At 63.3% G+C, this 17637-nt stretch carries 15 protein-coding genes and 2 pseudogenes; 8 read left to right on the forward strand and 9 right to left on the reverse strand.

Annotated features, from left to right (window positions below):
* Window positions 1-408 precede the first annotated feature (408 nt).
* The 6 genes from ABIC09_RS24560 to ABIC09_RS24585 form a co-directional block, all read right to left on the reverse strand.
* A complete protein-coding gene (locus tag ABIC09_RS24560; protein WP_354110865.1) occupies window positions 409-882 on the reverse strand; it encodes a DNA-binding protein in 474 nt (157 codons plus the stop codon).
* Window positions 879-2063 (reverse strand): Wadjet anti-phage system protein JetD domain-containing protein, encoded by a 1185-nt coding sequence (locus ABIC09_RS24565; RefSeq protein WP_354110866.1) that lies wholly within the window; start codon window positions 2061-2063, stop codon window positions 879-881. Before ABIC09_RS24565 ends, ABIC09_RS24560 begins: the two co-directional genes overlap by 4 nt.
* A complete protein-coding gene (locus ABIC09_RS24570) occupies window positions 2060-5515 on the reverse strand; it encodes an SbcC/MukB-like Walker B domain-containing protein (protein ID WP_354110867.1) in 3456 nt (1151 codons plus the stop codon). Before ABIC09_RS24570 ends, ABIC09_RS24565 begins: the two co-directional genes overlap by 4 nt.
* The gene (locus tag ABIC09_RS24575; protein WP_354110868.1) at window positions 5512-6198 is read right to left on the reverse strand and encodes a DUF4194 domain-containing protein; all 687 of its coding nucleotides are present in this window, start codon (window positions 6196-6198) and stop codon (window positions 5512-5514) included. Before ABIC09_RS24575 ends, ABIC09_RS24570 begins: the two co-directional genes overlap by 4 nt.
* Window positions 6195-7523 (reverse strand): Wadjet anti-phage system protein JetA family protein, encoded by a 1329-nt coding sequence (locus tag ABIC09_RS24580; protein ID WP_354110869.1) that lies wholly within the window; start codon window positions 7521-7523, stop codon window positions 6195-6197. Before ABIC09_RS24580 ends, ABIC09_RS24575 begins: the two co-directional genes overlap by 4 nt.
* 489 nt (window positions 7524-8012) lie before the next feature.
* On the reverse strand, window positions 8013-8726 hold the full coding sequence (locus ABIC09_RS24585; protein ID WP_354110870.1) for a hypothetical protein: 714 nt from the start codon (window positions 8724-8726) through the stop codon (window positions 8013-8015).
* 330 nt (window positions 8727-9056) lie between these two features.
* Here ABIC09_RS24585 and ABIC09_RS24590 point away from each other — a divergent pair, with 330 nt between their 5' ends.
* The 4 genes and pseudogenes from ABIC09_RS24590 (at window position 9057) to ABIC09_RS24605 (ending at window position 10518) form a co-directional block, all read left to right on the forward strand.
* Window positions 9057-9299, forward strand: a complete 243-nt coding sequence (locus ABIC09_RS24590; RefSeq protein ID WP_354110871.1) for a hypothetical protein — start codon at window positions 9057-9059, stop codon at window positions 9297-9299.
* Window positions 9300-9330: 31 nt separating this feature from the next.
* Window positions 9331-9683, forward strand: a pseudogene (locus tag ABIC09_RS24595) (HAD family hydrolase).
* A 213-nt stretch (window positions 9684-9896) separates the two neighbouring features.
* Entirely contained in the window at window positions 9897-10097 is a 201-nt protein-coding gene (locus ABIC09_RS24600) for a hypothetical protein (protein WP_354110872.1), read from the forward strand.
* Between the two features lie 16 nt (window positions 10098-10113).
* The gene (locus tag ABIC09_RS24605; protein ID WP_354110873.1) at window positions 10114-10518 is read left to right on the forward strand and encodes a hypothetical protein; all 405 of its coding nucleotides are present in this window, start codon (window positions 10114-10116) and stop codon (window positions 10516-10518) included.
* A gap of 11 nt (window positions 10519-10529) precedes the next feature.
* Here ABIC09_RS24605 and ABIC09_RS24610 read toward each other — a convergent pair whose 3' ends face one another.
* Window positions 10530-10679 carry a hypothetical protein gene (locus ABIC09_RS24610; protein WP_354110874.1) on the reverse strand — a complete coding sequence of 50 codons (150 nt, stop codon included), beginning with the start codon at window positions 10677-10679 and terminating at the stop codon, window positions 10530-10532.
* Window positions 10680-10886: 207 nt separating this feature from the next.
* Between ABIC09_RS24610 and ABIC09_RS24615 the strand changes: the two are divergent.
* Window positions 10887-11208, forward strand: a pseudogene (locus ABIC09_RS24615) (alcohol dehydrogenase catalytic domain-containing protein); the annotation flags it as partial.
* A 367-nt stretch (window positions 11209-11575) separates the two neighbouring features.
* On the opposite strand, the gene ABIC09_RS24620 reads toward ABIC09_RS24615, so the two are convergent.
* Window positions 11576-12100 (reverse strand): hypothetical protein, encoded by a 525-nt coding sequence (locus ABIC09_RS24620; protein ID WP_354110875.1) that lies wholly within the window; start codon window positions 12098-12100, stop codon window positions 11576-11578.
* Between the two features lie 14 nt (window positions 12101-12114).
* Complete coding sequence (locus ABIC09_RS24625) at window positions 12115-12735, reverse strand: hypothetical protein (RefSeq protein ID WP_354110876.1); 621 nt, start codon at window positions 12733-12735, stop codon at window positions 12115-12117.
* A 148-nt stretch (window positions 12736-12883) separates the two neighbouring features.
* On the opposite strand from ABIC09_RS24625, the gene ABIC09_RS24630 reads away from it, so the two are divergent.
* The 3 genes from ABIC09_RS24630 to ABIC09_RS24640 all read left to right on the forward strand — a co-directional run bounded on the left by ABIC09_RS24630 (window position 12884) and on the right by ABIC09_RS24640 (window position 17637).
* Window positions 12884-13081, forward strand: a complete 198-nt coding sequence (locus tag ABIC09_RS24630; protein WP_354110877.1) for a hypothetical protein — start codon at window positions 12884-12886, stop codon at window positions 13079-13081.
* Window positions 13082-13432: 351 nt separating this feature from the next.
* Window positions 13433-16750, forward strand: a complete 3318-nt coding sequence (locus tag ABIC09_RS24635) for a DEAD/DEAH box helicase (protein ID WP_354110878.1) — start codon at window positions 13433-13435, stop codon at window positions 16748-16750.
* A gap of 359 nt (window positions 16751-17109) precedes the next feature.
* Window positions 17110-17637: a hypothetical protein gene (locus ABIC09_RS24640; RefSeq protein ID WP_354110879.1), complete on the forward strand. Its 528-nt coding sequence runs from the start codon at window positions 17110-17112 to the stop codon at window positions 17635-17637.

Consider the following 17637-nt stretch of genomic DNA (forward strand, 5'->3'; position numbering starts at 1 on the left):
TTGTGCCGGCGGCGGCCGAGCGCCGTGATCGGAAATACTATTTTAGATTGTTGATATTTTTTGCCACAACCTTTAAAAACGGCTTGTGCCGACGTCGCGTTGGTAGGTGGAGGGGCCCGAAACAGACCTCGAATAAGCCGCCAAAGGTGCTCAAATCGCGCGAAAATGGACCAAAAGGCACCGGATCGCCCCGGAATCGGGTAGGGATCATCCTATTGTCAGATGATTATCGTTTGGATAAGTCATTGATTTTTATTTGAAAAATGGCTCATGGCGGGGAACCGCGCGCCGTTTGGTCGGCGCACCGGACGATACCAAACGAGACGAGGCCCGATCGAATTGAATGTGCCAGACCGGCGGCGGCTGCAGCGGGAGGCCCAGCACCACGCAGCCTTGGGGCCGACAGGCTCAGCCACGGCTGGCGAGCTCGATCTCCCGCTGCAAGGCCTCGATTGTCCGGGCGTGCCTGGCCTCTTCCTCGCGGCGGGCGTTGCGTTCCGACTCGAGCAGGATCTTGAGCACCCGGATCTCACTCTGCAGCCGGACGACGTTGCCCTCCGGCTCGCGGTCCCCTCCCGCGACCGGGACCGTGGTCGTGGTCGGCGCCACCGCAGAGGCGGGACCGGCCGCGGCGCGGCTGGCGCCTTGCTCTCCGGCTGCGGGCGCCGGCCTCTGCGGACCGGTCCGGACCGGTCCATTTGGTCCGGACCGGTCCGGTGGACCGTGAGCGCCGGCGGCATACTCCTTTAGGATCGCGGAGATCCGGGTCGAGCCGCCGCCGCCGAGGCGCTCCCGCACGCTCGCCCGGGACAGCGGCGCTCCCTCTGCGGCAAGCGCCTTGATCGCCGCTCCGATCTCTCCGTCGGTGAATTGTCTGCTCACTGCGCCATCTCCAGGGGATCCATCGGTCTCAGCAGCTCCTGCTCGAAAGTCCGGCAGGAATCGCCGGAAAGATACCGGGCAAGCTCGCCGAAGTCGTCGTCTCTTGCGGCTATCCCGGCTACGCGGGCTAGGGATCGGCTCCGGGCGCCGTGACGCTCGGCGAGCGCGGCCGTCATGAGGTGCAATTTGACGGGGCGGCCGGCCGCTTCGCGGATCGAGTCGGCGATCAGCAGGCCCCCGGCATCGACGTCACCCCAATGGTAGATCGGGACATGCGGCCAGAACGCCGCCATGCGGCCCACCAGCATGCGCACCGGCGGCGGCGGAAAGCCGTGCGTGTAGATCACCGCGCCGCGGCCGACCTCGCGGCACTGGCCATTGAAGCTGGTCCAGTTCTCGACCGTGATGATGAATTCGGGCTGGTCGCCGTCCGCCGTACAGCCTGCGACCAGGTCGGGGTTCACCGCGCTCCAGGGAACCGCACGTCCTGTTACTCCGACCCCCGCGGGATCGATGAAACGCACCGGCGCACGCAGACAGACCGGATGCCCGAATCTAACGAGTCCCAGCGTCTCCCATATCTCGTGCTGCCGCGCATCTTCGGGGAGCGCCAGCGCGCGGCGAAGGATGGCGCAAACCGCCGCGGCATTTCGCTCCAGGAATTTGGACGACCCCGCCGTCTGTGCGGAGGCTACTCGGAAATGCGTCCCGAACGCCACGTCCAGCAGGCCGGCGGCGGCGCCGAAGACGCTGCGGACGAGCTCCGGTTCGGCAGGCAGTCGATACCACTCGGCCCCCTTGGCCCATTTTTCGGCGGCATCGTCGATCGCCGGCTCGAGCCCGCCGTGTCCGGCGGCGGCTTCCCGCGCCGCGGCCACCGCTGCCGCGGTTCGCGTTCCGGCTCGCGTCATGCCGAGGTCGATCGCCAAGCGGTCCGCGTCGAGCAGGCGCACGCGCTCGATGACCTCGCGCCGATTACCGGCGCCGCGGACGAGCGCGACCGCGCCGAAGCGCTCGGCCGCCTCGAGCCTCTCCCGCCACGCCCGCTGCGCGGCCGGCGACGGGTCCTTCGGCGATCCGGCGGCGACGGACAGCGTGCGGGTCGCGGTCGCGTTGCGGTCGGCGGATTCCAGCAGCCTCACGAGCGCCTTGCGCGCGGACTCGGCTCCGGAAACCGTCATTGCGCCGCCTCTAGCGCGGCAGCTTCGTCCGCGGATACGGTGCGCTCGCGATAGGCATCGTACCCTTTGACCCGCGGGTCCTCGTCGGCGAGATCTTCGCGAAGTGCCTCGGACACCTTTTCCGGGACGATGTGGATGTACTCTCCGTCCCGCGCGACGTTGATGAACGTCTCCATCCCGTGCGCCAGCACCCGGGATTTCGTGTCGGGAGCCGCGGCGACGATCTGCAGATTCGTGTCGCTCATGAACTTCAGCATCTTCACGGTGTGCTCGGTGTCCAATCCGTCGAGCGCGTCGTCGAGCAGGATGATGCCGAGCGACCCGTTCCTACGGTCCGGCGACGACGACTTGGCCGACACCGCGGCCGCCATGGCGATGTACTGCGGGACCACGCCTTCTCCGATCGAGCCCTTCTTCATGCGCTGGCGCAGCGTCGAGACGACGTCGCCGGAAGCGGCGTCCCTCACCAGCACATCGAACGTCCAGTACGCCTTCGGATCGCGCAGATCATTCAGCGCGCTTTGATCGTCGCTCTCGATCATGTCGGCGATGGAGCGGACGGCGCGCGCCTGCTCGGTGTCGGCGTCGAGCGCGTGGAGCGCGGGCATGGCCCAGTTCGGATCCTCCGTCGCGCGTTCGACCAGATCCACGATCGCCGCGAACTTTTCGACGTGGTTCATCCTGAACTCGTACTTCTCGCCGTAGAACTCGTGCCGCTCCATCTCGCGATTGAGGTCGTCGCGGGTATCGCGGATCTTCGAGAAAGCATGGACGAGCAGGCTGACGAACTCGTTGCGGAAAGCATCCGAGAGCTGGCGGCCGGCTTCCTCCGCTTCCGCGGTCTTGTCGAGCAGCGTCGAGTTCTGCAACAGATCGCGCATCGCCCGCGCCTCGCCGAGACGCTCGCGCCAGGCGTCCCCGCTCAGAACCGGCATCGGCACCTCCGGAAAGGCCGCCACATGCTCCGCCCACGATTCGTGACCGCGCGCTATCCCGGCGCGGCTCTCCTCGGCGCGGGTTTCGGCCGTCTCCAGCGTCTGCTTGTACTCGCGCCAGAAGTCCCTGGCCTCGGTCAGGATGCCGAGAAAGCGACGTCGCACCTCTTGCGCCGCGTCGTGTTCGCCCAACGCCTTCGCGTCGCGCTCGAGCATCGCGGCGCCGAGCTGCTGCTCGGCGGTCTTGAGCTCTTCCTCCGCTCGCGTGATCGCGATGCGAACGTCGTTGGCGGCTTGGAGCGCGGATGACCATTCCTTGTCGACCTTCGTCTGTTGCGCTTCGAGTTCGCGTATCTGCTGCTCCTTCTCGGGATCCCGCTGTCCGCGCAGCTTCTGCAATTCCCTGCGGCTATCGTCCACGGCCGTCTTGGCCCGTCGCAGGCCGTCGACGACCGAACCCAACGTCGTCAGCGAGCTGCCCGACTGCCCTATCAGCGTCCGATAAGCGTCCTTGGCGGTCTCGAGTACCTTCCTGTCGGTCTCGGCCTCCTTCAGTTCCCCATGTAATCGCTGAAGTTCGGCCACGGCGTTCTGGGCTGCCTGGGCACGCCCGCGGCGTCCGACCAGGAGATACCGCGGCGGCCGCATCTTGTAGGAAGAAAAGCGGGTCGCGCGCATGAGATCGGTCGTCACGGCGTTCGGCTCGCGCTCGATGTCGGACTCGGTTCGTACCCGCTTGACGCGTCCCAGCATAGCATTGACGTAGGCGCCTGCAGTGGCGTTCTCGGCCTCGACGACTGCGGCGAGCGAGTCCGCGGCCGGCGCCGTCGCGCCCGCGCTCAGCACCGACGGCTTGACGATCTCGACGCCGTCGCTGCGGGTCGAGCGCCGCTGCACCTTGATCGCATCGATGTATTGGAGTGGGGCGTGAAGGATCATGGCCTCGCGCGCGTTGCCGAGCACCGACTCGACGGCATTCCTCCATTCCTCCTTTCCTTCTGCGATGTCGATCAGATCGCACAGCGGCGTCGCGACGATCTTGGCGTCGGCGAGATCTTTGCGCAGGTTGTCCGCCTCCGGCCGCAGCACGGCTTGGTCGATGGCTTCCGAACGCGCCCTTTTTGCGAGGTCCTCGCGCGTCTGGATGATCCGCTCCGCGCGGGCCGATGCGGCGCTGTAGGCGCGATTGAGTTCGCGCACTGCGTTCGCTCCGACCTCGTCGATGACGCGTTGCAACAGCTCGGCATCGGAAGCCATGGATTCGATCTCGACGTCGTCCTGGGCCCGACGGAAGTCGGCACCGGCGTCCGCGACGCGGCGGACGTTGCGGCTCTCGGCGTCCTTCATGTAGCCCACGGCGGTGCGTATCGCATCGATGGCCTCCGCGCGGCGCTTGAGCTCCTTGCGGATGTCGCGCAGCTTGGTGTCGTCGCCGGAAAGGTCCCGCTCGGCATTTCGGATGCGAGTTTCCAACGCCTGGGTACCGCCGGAGCTGCGCGCCTCCTCGACGCGCCGGGCAGCCTCCTTCTTGCGCTCGTCCGCCTTTTTCTCTTCTTCCTCGGCGGCCTCGACCTTGGTCCGCAGGCTGACCAGCTTCTCTTCGATGCCGTCGATCTCGGACCGGCGTTGGCCGACGGCTGCCTCCGTCGCCGCGGCTACGCGACCGCGGGCCTCGCGATCGTCCTCGGCGGCTTTCGAGTAGTGACCGACGACGACGCCGAGCGACGTGATCTGCTTGTTGATGCTTTCGATGGTGCGCACGATCTCGCGATAGAACGCCAGACGCTCGCGCATTCGGCCGATGTCGATGAACTCGGTCTCGAGGACGTGGGCGCGCATGAAGGCCGTGATGTCGCCGACCGGCTGGAACACCAGGGCGCGCTTCACCGCCTTGTAGTAGGAGTGGGCGTCGGCGTGCCATGACCCGTAGGTGAGCAGGTTGAGGAGGTAGGTGGAGTAGTCAGAGGCGCTGTCGCATTCCTCGACCTTCCTGCCGATCGACCGCAGACCGTCAATGGCCTGGTCGAAGCCCTTCGCCATCTCGCCCTCGTCGGTCGGGAATACGAGATCGTCGGTCGTCACGCTTCCCCCGGTCACGATCATGAAGCGGCTGTTGGGCCTTTCGCGGTGTTCGTGCGCCACGACGTGCACGACGCCCGCGACCTCGACGCCCTCGCGAGTGCGGAACGACAATCCGATCCAGGTGATGGAGTTCTTGCGGACCACCTTGGCCTTCTCGTTCTCGTCGTGACGGACGACGCCGAGGCAGTATTCCTGCAGCGACCTGTGGGCGTCCGGCCGGTTCTGGCGCACCGCCGCGGCGTTGTACACCACGAGGTCGCCCGAGCCTCCCGTCAGTCCGGTCTGGATCGCGTCGATGCACGAACTCTTGCCGCTGCGGTTCGGGCCGAGAAAGACGGTGTTGCCGGAAAGCTCGATGTCTTCCCGTTCGATCAGGTAGAAATTGATCAGGGAAAGGCGGACGATCTGCGGTGCCTGGAGTTCTGGCTCGGTCATGCGTCGGCCTTTTCCTCACCGGCGGATTCGCCGCCCTCGGGCCGTGCTTCCCTCGCGTAGCGTTTCAGCGCCTCGAGCGGCTCTGACACCGCCACGAGGCTGATCGACGGCCTCACGGTGAAGGGCATCCCTTCGTGGAAGGTGGGCGGCAGCGACGCCTGGATGAGGCTGTGGTTCTTCAGGAAGCGCAGGATGTCGAGCATCCTGCCCTTGCCGGGCGGATCCTTCCTGGTCTTCTCCTTCCAGAGGTCGTGGAGACCGTCGGTATGCCATTCGGCGTGGCCGTTCACGAGCCCGGTGGTCTGGATCGCGTTGTCGTAGAATGCCCGCAGCAGCAGGATGGCGATGGCTTGGTCTACCTGAAGCGGCGGCGCCTGATGGGCGAGCCGTTTGTCGCGCGGCGTATCGGGAGACTCGGCCATGGGCGGCATCAAGCAAACCATCTTGATGTTGCCCGAGGTGTTGAACTGAAGCCGCCATCCGAAGACGTCGAACAACCGCTCCGCGAACGGCCGGACCTGATCGTCGATCAGCAGTTCGTAGATGTCCCTGGAGCCGTAATCGTTGCCGAAGATGAACTGCCTCTGCATCAGCGTGCGGAAGGCGCGCTGTATCGCCGCCTTCGGAAACTGCGTTCTGGCGAGAACCTCCTCGTATTCCTGCAATCCGGACAGCGCGTTCATTGCGGGGTCTCCGTCCTGGTGGCCGTGAAGTTGGGGAGTTCGCCGTATCTGCACGCGGCGACCCCTTCGGCTGGCTCGAGAATCCATCCCTTGAGGCGGCGGCCGCGACCGGTAAGCGCGAGCAGGGCGATGTAGCGCCAGGTGAACCATTCCTTGGCGTTCGCCGGCGCGATGGCGACCGCGTCGCCGCCGGCTTTGGAGCCCAAATAGGCGAGTGCGTGTCCCGTAGTGGGTTCGGAGGCGAAATCGAACGAGCGGCAATCCTGGATGAAGCGCTTCCTGTAGGGGTCATCCGGCGGCCGTCGAAGCACGCGGGGCTCGGGCGCCGGCAGGGGCTCTCTCGCTTCCGGAAAACGGGATTCCCCGATGGGCTCCAGGCAGTTGAGAAGCGGCAGGACGCAGGGAAGATCGACGTGATCGTCGAGGAGGGCCAATGCCTCAAGGCAGGATTCGACCTTTTCGCGGATGGTCGCCGGATTGCGGCCGATGAACCTGAGGATGTCGCGGATCCGTCCTTCGATGCCAACCTGGCCTTGGTCGATGCGGACCCGGAGCCGCTCGATGTCGTCGAACGAGGTCGAGATCTCGGCAAGGCGCCTGCGTATGAGCGTCTCGGCTTCGGCTTCCGTCGTCGCGTGACCGGCTTCGACGTAGGCGGCCATCGCCTTCTCCATCGCCGCCGCGGAGCCGAGGATTTCGCGGACGGCGCGGGTCACGTGATGTCTCGACCGCCACGGATTGTTCTGCGACAGAATCTTGGTCCAGTCGCGGATCAGGATCTTGTTGACGAATTCAGCGAAGAACACATCGACGGAGTCGTCCATTCCGTCGGCTGCGTTCAGCCTCCGCGTCACGGAAAGTAGAGCCGCATCGATGCCTGCCATATGGCGCCGGAATCCGACGGCGGTCTGCCACGCGGCGTCGATGTTGGTGGCGTGCATCGTCGGGTCGTCCGCGGCCGCGCCGATCAGGGAGGAGACCTGCGAAACCAGTCCGGTGAAGCTCTTGGCGACGTTCTCCTTCAGATCGCGCAGCACCGTCATTAACCGGCGGTAGCCTTCGGGCATCGTCACGCGGATCAGCCAGCGGTCGGACTCCTCGACCAGCCAGCCGCCTTCTCGCATCTTCAGATACAGATAGTCGGACGACGCGGTTTCCGGCTCGTCCCCGTGCCCGTCGCCCTCGTCGGGAGCCGCTGGCGGCGCGGGCATTCCCTCGATCGCTGCGGCTATCGAATTCTTCACTTGATCGCGCTCGGGATTTTCCAACGTCATTTCGCCGAAGTGCGTGGCGCACAGCCGCAACAGCGCAGCCTCGGCCGCCAAGGCGTGGCGGCCCGTGAATATCTTGAAGGCTTCGGGAGGAACGCAGCCGAAGAGATCGCTCATACAATCCCCTTGCTGTGGGGGGAGAGATCGTCAGCCGCCGTCAAGGAAGCGATCGCGCGTCCGAGGCCAAGGACACGTCCCGTCTGCTCGACGGACTCCGTAAGACACGCCCGCAACGGATCAAGACATGGGCTCTTCCCACGGCGAAACCGTTTCGCGGGTGCGAGAAAAGACGCCGTTTCATGCTGTGAAAGCGACTGCCCCATGTCCGACCAATGGTGGCATTTTCGGGGTCAGTCAACCAGTCAGATAGGCGTACTCGATGGCTTCGTAGAACCCGTCGGCGGCTGCACAGGACGCACACCTTAAAAGCGCGCTACCTTCAACGCAGCATTGGATTTGGTGTGGAGACCTGACGAATTGAAGCGGCCCGGCCGACCGTCGACCGACGGCTACAGTCCGGCTTTTGCGCCCGTAAGCAGCATGCTATTCGGCCGCCGCTGGCGCGTCCATCGCTTCCCGGTCGGCATAGCGGACCCAGACCTTGTCGTCCGGGCCGCGGAATTCGACACGCTTCCGCAGATGCTCGACCCTAATTGCCACGTCGGCGAAGTAGTCCGTCGTACGATCGTGGCCCACGATCACGCAGCGGCCGAAGAGGTTCGCGTCACCATATCGCGACTGCCAGCGGTAGTCCCGATCGGTCTTGGCGGACAGCAGGTAGTCGCCCGTCGGAAGGCGGATATGCCGGTCGTGCGGGCTGCCAAGCAGGCGATCCGCCGCCGGCATGTGGGCAGCGATGACCCTTTCCTCGATGATGCCCAGCTCCGGGTCGATGACGATGACGCGCACCTCGCCGGGCGGCGGCGGAAGTTCTGGCTGCGGCGGTTTCTGGATGGAAGTCCAGCGGACCATCGTGACGACGTCGGCAAGGGCGATGCGTGCGGACGCGCGCTCGCCCGGCGCGCTCCGATGTCCGACGATCAGGGCAGGGCCGACGAGGGGGCGCGATCCGCCAACCGTGAAGGCCTCCCCGTATTCCCGGACCGCCGTGAGCAAGGCATCGCCCTTCGGCAGCCTTAACGCCACCATCGGCCTCTCGCCGAAGAAGTCGCTCAACGAACGCGTCTCGGGGCTGATCTCGATTGCGGCGATCGACCGCGCGGCCGGATCGATCGAGATGGCTCTGATGCCTCGCATGCTGTCTACTCCTCACACGTTGACGGCACCCGCCCCACTCCAGACGACGGCGCATGCCAGCGTGGACACAGAAGAAAAGGTAGGGAAAGGCTTCCTTGCCTACGAGGGTCAGAAATGCGGGGAAAACGAACCGGTGGGAAGCTAACTCGTCAACGATCCCGCAAAGGTTGATGCAGTCAAATTGCTCAATTGCATTAGCCCCCGGGTCCGATATTCTCCGGCAACTGAGCTCTAGGGGGTGAGCGATGAGGTGCCGGAGTGCGTCGTAAGTCTGCTTAGGAACGGGCCGCGGCAAAGCCGGTTGCTCTCGAGCCATCCTAGGAGAGCCGCATGGACTCGAAAGATATCTCTGCAATGACGGAAGCGTCCGGGCTGACGTTTGATCACAACGACGTGGCGCACACCTCCGGGAAACCGAATATTCAGGCCGATGGGAGCCGCCGGCGGTCTCATTCGCAAGATGATGCCGTGAAGCGCTGGGCCGAGCAGTCGCGCGAGGTTACTCTGAAGGCGCCGCTGCAATCTCTCTTTGCTGCCTTTGTGCTTGGGATCTGGGTCGCACGTCGGCGCTAGGGCGCTATTCCTTCGAAGCGGGAGCCCTACCATGCCCGAAGCCGTCATCTTCGATCTCGACGGGACGCTGCTCGATAGCGTCGACCTGCATGCCCTAGCTTGGCAGGAGGCGATGGTCGAATTCGGTCATGAGGTCACCTTCGAGCAGGCTCGAAGCCAGATCGGCAAGGGCGAGAAGCTTGGGATCGAAAGCGCTGTGGGCAGTTGCGATCGGAGATACGCCTTATGACGCCCTCGCGGCCGGCAAGGCGGGTATTCCGACGATCGGCGTCCTCTGCGGAGGTTTCACGGAAGGCCGCGCTGCGGGAAGCCGGCTGCGTCGACGTGTACCCCGGACCCGCCGCCCTGTTCGCGCGTTTCGACGACACGCGCCTGGCGAAGTAGGCTTCTCGAGCAGCCACGGGATGGGTTCGCCCATGAAAGCAGAACCTGTATCCGGAGTGTCCGGTTCCCGTCGTCAGTCGCAGCGGGCCGTTGGTGATTGTCCGCGGCGCGGGAGCTTCCGGGTATAGGAAGGTCACATTCGCTGACCCCATATACGACTCGCATATCGGGAAAACTCGGCTACTCTACAATTTTCCCGCTCAGGGGCATCTCATGTTCGATACGGCTACCATCGCGCTTTTGCGCGCGGTCCTCGACGAAGTCTGCCAAAGCGTCTCGACGAGCGAGACCGGTGCTCGCACGCACGTCGCTTCAAAAATTCTGGAGGCCGCCACGCGTGGCGAGGTCTCGCTTGAGGGCCTTAGACAAGTCGGACGCCAGGCTTTATCGCGGGCGCCGACGATGTGGCGTTGACAGATCGAGGGACGGCGTGAATTTCCAGGTCACGGTACTGAAGATACTGGTGAGCTACCCCGGCGGCTTTGCCGTGATGGACGACATCAAGCGCGATATGGCGATCTTGGCGACCAGCGGCTGGGACTGGGCCGACCGTACCAAACGGCTGGCGGCGCGGGTGCCGGACCTCGACGTCTTTTCGCAAGGCTTGGTGACGCGCGAAAGCGGCGGGTGGAAGATTTCGGACAAGGGGCGGACGGTGCTCGAATTCATGGAGGCGCGCGGCGGCGTCGGCCAAGCCTTCGAGCCGGCTCCGGCCGACGCCGTCGACGCGACTGTTCCTCCACTGCCGCCGCAGGTCGAGCGAGCAAAGCGGCGACGGGAGCGGCGCGAACGCCGCCGCGAAGGACGCGAGCGAGCACGCGCGACCGCATCCTGAAGCGCAGCATCTCAGAAAGCCGCGAGATCCAGGCCATAGCTCATGGCGGCGACGAGCGAGAGCAGCAGTCCTAGACAGCAAAAGATCGCGATGGTCTTGAATTCCTCAAGGCCTGTAGTCGAGCGGACTGCGCTCGCTACGATCCGTACTTCCGCGTCCATCTGTCTGACCCTCCGGGAGAAAGTTGCACAATCATCCTACCGGGCGTCGGTGGATGTGCGTGTGAACTGGCTCTCACGTCGTTTGGCCGGCGAGGGAGGCGAAGATCGAGAGTTACTGACGGGGCCCGCCGCCCGCCCAAGTTCAACCCGAGCGTGGCGCGTCAGAGATGACGACGCGCCTTCAACGCTCTCTCCTGGTGCTGCGCGATCTGCGGATCCGACCTTCATCTCATGGACGGTCTCATGCCCACGATGAAGAGCGGCGACATCCTCGGCCACGAATTCATGGGTGAAGTCGTAGAAGTTGGATCGCCGAGCCACAAGCTGAAGAAGGGCGACCGCATCGTTGTGCCCTTTAACATCAACTGCGGCGAATGCTGGCAGTGCAAGCTGGGCAACTACGCCGTCTGTCAGCGATTGAACCGCAACGCGAAGATGGCCGCCGAGCAGTTCGGGTACAACGGCGGGACTGTTCGGATATTCGCACATGACGGGCGGCTACTCCGGCGGCCAGGCGGAGTATCCGCGTTGGAGAATCCCGCGCAGTTTTGTCGAAAGTGCCTGCGGCGCAGGTACTTCCCGAAAACAACCGCCGCCACGGTGGAGGCGTTTTAACGGTCGCCGGCGCCATGATGCGTTACGCGACGTCACCGCACGAAACCGCGCCGCCGGCGCGGCCCCGGCCGCCGAGGGTGCCGGCGGCGCCCTTCACCGGCGTGACGGACGCCAGCAAGGGCGCCGGGGCCGGTCTCTTGGGAGGCGTCGATGACGAGCATAGCAGGAAAACGGTATCGCCCGTCTCCCCGAAACCGGCCAGGTCCGCGCCCCCCCCCGCCCCTTCGGGGCCGCCGCGACGGTCTTGCCCGAGCGGATGGCCTTCTCGACCGACCCGATCGTCAGACCGGCCGCCGTGGTGCCGGCGCGAACGGGTCGCTCCGGCTCCCGTCAGGCTCGGCGGACTGCACCGCCAGCTTCAGCGAGCCGTCGTTCCTGAATCGGGCGATGCACTCCCGCTTGAGCTCGCCGAACTCGAGACGGTCGGGCGCCATCATGAATTCGGCGCAGGCGAGCAGCCGGTCCAGGATAGGCCCCGACTTGCACGCTCGCGGAACCGGCCCCCATTCGGCGATGCGCCGCTCCACGTCCGCGAGGTCCTCCTTCCGATCCTCGAAGTCGATGGTGCCGACCACGGACTTGTCGCCGAAACCTTCCACGTCGACGAGAATGCTGAGGCCCAGCTCCGGGCTGACGACTTCCATGACGAACTCGACGAAGTCGTCGACGATGGACAGCTTCATGCGCTCCACCATCGCATCGTCCGCATCGGGCCTCTGGCTCGAGATGGCGGCACGGAATTCGTCCTCCCACTTCCAGGCGGCGAATCCTTGAAATCTCATCAGCGCTTCTGTCGGGCCCTTCATCGCTCTTCCTCCTGTCATCGTCCGGATGGGGCGGAGATCATCGCGATCTCGCGCAATTCGTCCTGCTCGCACCAGCGCGCCTGCCGATCGCGACCGCCCGAACGACGCCCGTATATCCAGGCAGCCGAGACCATGCGGCGCACGCCGAAGGTCAGCGATACGAAGCGCTGCGTGAATTCCACGTAAATCCTGAAGTAGATCTCCGCGTCGGGCCGTCCGAACCGCTCGAGGTTCAGCCGGTAGGCCCTCTCGCGGTCGAAGAACCCGAGGACGCGCTCTAACGCCTCGATGGCACCGTCTTCCGGGCGAATTCCAATCTCGAACTCCGGGCTGCCCCAGCCGTAGCGCGCATTCCAGCGATAGCCGTGAAACGCCGGTTCCAGCTCCCGCATCCACTCGATCGTCCTGACGCTGTCCTGCACGGCCTCCGAACCCAGGAGCGCGCAGATCAGGGTCGCCGCATCCCGCCGCGACATCGCCGGCGCGTTGCGCCCGCGCCCGCCCGCGGTGACGAGCGGCTTTCCGTCCAGCGCCCCCTTGGCCTCCCGGAGATTTTTGATGTGCTGCGCGGTCGAGGTCAGCGGCTTGCCCATGGCCACGGCGACCCCCTCGGCGAGCTGACGCGAATTAACCATTCCACCGCATCCGTTTGACTCCAGAGAATTTATTTCTGTAGAGAAAGGGACGAAAAGTGTCAACCGGTGGCGGTCCAAGGGCCGCGGGAGAAACGGAATTTCGGACAAAGCGACTAGAGCGAGCGCGGCCAGGAATAACCTGTACGCCGTGCACGGCTTCCGGCGGGAGGCCGCCGAGCGGCTCAATCTCGACCCCAAGATGGTCAAGGACGCGATCGATGCGCTCGTCGTCGCCGGCGTCGTCCCATGCACGCTCGCGGACAACGCCGAAGCCCTCGCCATGGACGGGGTCTGGATGCTGCTCGGCATCGGGAGCCGGGTCCGCCCCGATGCGATCGCGCGCTAGACCGCGCGGTTCATCGAACTCCTGGCGGAAGGCGTCGAGGAGACGGCAGCGAGCGTGTACTGATCCGACACGCTGGAGCAAGGATTCCCAGACCATCGCGCCACCGACTGCCGCAGAGCCGAAGCCTCCCCGGACGTCGATCGAAGCGGCCCCGGCGCGAGCCGGGCGGACCCTGAGCAGGTCGCGGCAAGTAGAGGGAAGCCATCTCGTCATTAATCTCGCATAGGTTGATCCATACTAACTTCTCAATTGATGATCTTCGGCTCGCCGAATAGATTCTGAAGCGGCCGACGCATGCCGAATGGAGCGTCGCTGGCTAGACGCAACTCGCGTCGTTACGAAAGGAATCTAATGGGAATTCGCGATCTCGTTCGCGATCCGCGCACATCGATAGATGACGAGGTCGCCTCCTCCGTGGACGAGAAGTCCTACGGCACGATGCTACGCCACCTCCAAAAATACCACTTTTGGGAAGGCTCAAAACCGACGCTGTATGAGCATCAGCGCCGAGCAATCGAAACCGTGGCAGCCTACATAGCTGCTGACCCTCATTTGCCCGAGCGACCAAGCCTGAGAGAAGCCGCGCTCCTCAAGCTGCCCACCGGTACGGGCAAGTCCGGCATAGTAGCGGTCCTCGGTCGCTGCCTGCCGACGGTCAGCCGTACACTTGTCCTCACACCGCGCGAATCATTGGTCGCGCAAATGAGCGACGACGTCCGCTTTCGATTTTGGAAGCATCTCGGCTACTCGGTTGACGAGGGCCGGACTTTCACGGCCGATACGCCGTCCATGGGAGCAGACCTGCAGGATGCGTACGTCGAGACGCTCTTACCGAGGCTGGCCGACGCTATTCTGCAGCACGTTCCTGCGGCCGCCAAATCGGTCCTTACGGGCACCTATCAAGCCTTGGACATGATCCGTCGGCGAGCTCGGGACCCGAGGCCAGAACGAGCCGCAAAGGCAAAAGCTGCGCAGGATGTGCTGGCTCTGCTCGCGAGTTTCGACCTGATCCTTGTCGACGAAGGCCATTACGAACCGGCGATCTCCTGGTCGAAGGGCGTGCGCGAACTCAACAGACCCACGGTGTTGCTTAGCGCGACGCCGTATCGCAACGACTTCAAATCGTTCCGTGTAAGGGGACAGTTCGTTTTCAACTACCCGCACAGCGACGCCGTGGCGAACCATGTAATACGAGACGTCGAACCCGTCGTGGTGAAGCCACACGGCAGTGGATCGGCAAGCGACAAGTTCGTCAGCGGTCTACAGCGGCAACTTCCGGCTCTGTTTGCTCAAGCAAAAGCGTGGACGAACACGCCGAAAGTCATGATTCGTGCCGACGATCTCGACACGTTGCAGAGCCTGCAACGCAAGATCGATCAGGTGTCAGGCACAAAATCGGTCCTCATCCACGACCGCGCGAAGGCCTCACGGCAGTACCCCCGAAGATTCCAGAGCGTCCGACGCGCGATCCGCGAGTGCGGCGACGCGCAATTCTGGCTGCATCAATACAAACTGATGGAAGGCGTCGACAATCCCGACTTCATCGCTGTCGCCATCTATGACCTACACACGAACGGCCGCCAGCTCGTCCAACAGATCGGGCGGGTTGTACGAACGAGCCCTGGGCGCATACGCAAACAAAGAGCCTGGGTTCTTGCAGGCGACGCAAACGCAGCACGCATAAAGACAACATGGGATCGCTACAAGTCGTATGAAGCTTACTGCGCGGCAGAGACCCGAAACATTGTGACGAACGAAACCGCCCTGCCCGACCGGCTTCTGAAATTCATGCCGGACAATCAGTATATCGGGGGCGATTTCAGGGAACGCTTCGATCCCTCTTCGCCTCTGACGGCTGCCGATCTGCAGATTCCTGCGAGCACCGCAATCTTCAAATGGGCCGATCCCTCGCGCGCTATCGCCGAACTGTCGGAAGCGGCGGAAGATGCATTAATGGAGAAGGATCGATTCAAGATCGTCCCGATCGAAGGGCTCCCAGCAAACTGTCTGGGGTTCAGTTACTACGCATGGCGGAACTCGCCCTTGCTGATCGACAAATTTTTCTCGGAGTGGACGCTGGGCGTCTTCGTCGCCGTGCAGCACAAAGACTTCGTTATGGCGCACGATACCGAGGGCAATGTGCTGGATATGGAGGCACTCGGTCTGGAGGTGGCATCTCGACGAACGCTCGAACAGGCGTTCCCAGGAGGATCGACGTCGCGACTTACGCGAATGTCATTTGGGTCACTCGACATGTCCGAACAGGCCATCCGCACCTTGGCGGTTCGTACGCGAGCCTTCGAGACCACCTTTACCGATCTGCTCGATCCCCACTTGGTCCCAACAGCAGCGTCGGGGTTTGTCGACGGCCGCGGCCGCTATATCGGCTTCGCCAACGCACGCTTTCGAGATTCCACTGAACGACGCCTGGCGCTAATGGACTACGTTGCATGGACAGCTTCTTTGGCGAAGGAACTTGGCGGTAAGACTGCCCGGAGCCAAGTCTTCGACCGCTATGCGCTCATACGGGATGACATTACTAAGGACGGCGCACAACCCCAAAGCATTCTGCTCAGTTTTTCCCGCGATGAGCTTCTTGAGCATACGGACTCTCATTCCGAAGCGCGGACGCTCGCGGCGGATCCCGATATCGATCACGACGACGTATGTGCCGAAGTCGACGCTGAGGGCAAATTCGCGGTCGAAGTGCTCGGCAAACAAGTATCTTGCAGCATCAGCTACAACGACGAAACAGAACGATACCGCTTCCACAGCGACGGCTTAAATGACCTCTTCAGAGCGAAAGAGACGGGCGACAGAGCTCATCCGCAAACTGCAAGTCAGAGAATTTCGGCACAGCAAAGTTTTCGAATTCTCGTCACCGAACCTAACGTCGTGTACGCCGAGAAGAGATTTTTCGAACCCCGCATCACATACAAATTGCCCGACGGGAGCACACCAATCCTCGACGACGTGCACTCGGTGAAGGTCCTAGCCGACGCAAAGAGCGAAAAGGGCGAAGATTTCTACCCGGACATGGGTCGGTGGCATGCAGAATCGATCTTCGGGGCAGTCGACGCGATCGTGCACACTAGCAACAAGGGCACGCTTCACAGGGGGTGGCAGGAATTCGGCGCGCGCCTAAGCCCGTATCCGCTCATCGTTTGCGACGACGATTCCAAGGAGATCGCAGATTTTATCGCACTGGACCCGGACCAAAAGAAGATCTCGTTCATCCACGCCAAGGTGAACAAGAAGGGCGACAACGTCTACAACGTAGATTCACTGCAGGCAGTGGGACGACAGGCGACCGCTTCGCTGGCTTTCCTTGCGCGCTACGCACCGGTTGGGAATTGGAAGGCGGACAGGTGGACCAAAGACGTGCAGGCAAACAAGCGGACGCTCATCGGCCGGGATCGCATCTTCCGCAACTCCAAGGGTTTAACCCCTCAGCAGATATCCGACGCTTTAGCCGCGGCCTGCGGGAATCCAACATACGATCGGGAAGTTTGGATCGTCGCGGGAAATACCGTCGATCGGGCCGTGGTCGCCGGTCACATTCTGGCGGACACGATCGACAATAGATTGCGGCAATTGCTCATGCATTGGGATGGATTAAGAACCGCGTGCGCCAGAGCCGGCGCGCGCCTCCTACTTTTCTGCCACTGACGATTCTCCAGGGCGAACATGAAACATGGCAAAGAAACCTCGGAAGGGACGCTGCGTCCACTGCCTTAAGAATGGCATGGACCTCAATTCGGACCACGTGTTCCCGCGGTCGTGGTACCCCGACTCGACGCCAGCCGACCTGGAAAAATGGCAGATTCTATCCTGCATCGCCTGTAAATGACCGTTACGGAAGGCTGGAGCGGGACTTAATTGGCCGCTTAGGGCTGACGCTTGACGCTGGCAACCCCGCTTCAGGCGGACTTGCAGAGAAGGCGCTACGCGCAATCAACCCTGACGCTGCCAAGAGCGAGGGTGACGCAGCGGCCCGCGACGCTCGGGCGAAGAAAATCCTAGGCGAGATGTATAAGGGAGAGGAGCTCAAGGAAAAGAACGTGGTGCCCGGCTTGGGAGAGCGTTGGGATCGCCCGCTCGAAGAGCAGCTCGGAATCAGCATTCCCGAGCAAGGCCTGCCCGCGATAACCGAGAAAATCGTGCGCGGGATTACGTTTCGCGAGGATCACGCATTTATCGAATCCAGCCAGAAGATCGAGTCCTTCATGGTGAACGACGAGGACGCAAAGGACGTAAAGGCCATGCTCGATAGGGTCGGCCAGGAATTCAAGAGAGAACCGGGCCTGGTGATTCGAAGGGCACGATCTGGGGATGCCGACCTCTACGAAATCACATTCTGGAATCAATTCAAGCTGTACGCGACTGTCTCTCGTCCGAAGACGATGTCGACCCGATCTCGTCGTCACAGTCGTGCGCTCAGGCGATCTCGGCTCAATGCGTGGCTACAGCGGCGCGCCAAAAGACAAGTTCGACCAAAAGCCATGGCGCGGCAACGGGTGCGAAAATGCATCCGGCGAAAAGAAGCAGCGCGCTGA

The organism is Bradyrhizobium sp. S3.12.5 (assembly GCF_040548225.1).
Lineage (GTDB): Bacteria > Pseudomonadota > Alphaproteobacteria > Rhizobiales > Xanthobacteraceae > Bradyrhizobium > Bradyrhizobium cytisi.

Bases quoted from the DNA above. Each gene is read 5' to 3' on its own strand.
- ABIC09_RS24565 (WP_354110866.1), bottom strand. From the start codon at position 2,063: ATGACGGTTTCCGGAGCCGAGTCCGCGCGCAAGGCGCTCGTGAGGCTG.
- ABIC09_RS24575 (WP_354110868.1), bottom strand. From the start codon at position 6,198: ATGAACGCGCTGTCCGGATTGCAGGAATACGAGGAGGTTCTCGCCAGA.
- ABIC09_RS24620 (WP_354110875.1), bottom strand. From the start codon at position 12,100: ATGAAGGGCCCGACAGAAGCGCTGATGAGATTTCAAGGATTCGCCGCC.
- ABIC09_RS24640 (WP_354110879.1), top strand. From the start codon at position 17,110: ATGTATAAGGGAGAGGAGCTCAAGGAAAAGAACGTGGTGCCCGGCTTG.
- ABIC09_RS24610 (WP_354110874.1), bottom strand. From the start codon at position 10,679: ATGGACGCGGAAGTACGGATCGTAGCGAGCGCAGTCCGCTCGACTACA.
- ABIC09_RS24635 (WP_354110878.1), top strand. From the start codon at position 13,433: ATGGGAATTCGCGATCTCGTTCGCGATCCGCGCACATCGATAGATGAC.
- ABIC09_RS24585 (WP_354110870.1), bottom strand. From the start codon at position 8,726: ATGCGAGGCATCAGAGCCATCTCGATCGATCCGGCCGCGCGGTCGATC.
- ABIC09_RS24570 (WP_354110867.1), bottom strand. From the start codon at position 5,515: ATGACCGAGCCAGAACTCCAGGCACCGCAGATCGTCCGCCTTTCCCTG.
- ABIC09_RS24590 (WP_354110871.1), top strand. From the start codon at position 9,057: ATGGACTCGAAAGATATCTCTGCAATGACGGAAGCGTCCGGGCTGACG.
- ABIC09_RS24600 (WP_354110872.1), top strand. From the start codon at position 9,897: ATGTTCGATACGGCTACCATCGCGCTTTTGCGCGCGGTCCTCGACGAA.
- ABIC09_RS24625 (WP_354110876.1), bottom strand. From the start codon at position 12,735: ATGGTTAATTCGCGTCAGCTCGCCGAGGGGGTCGCCGTGGCCATGGGC.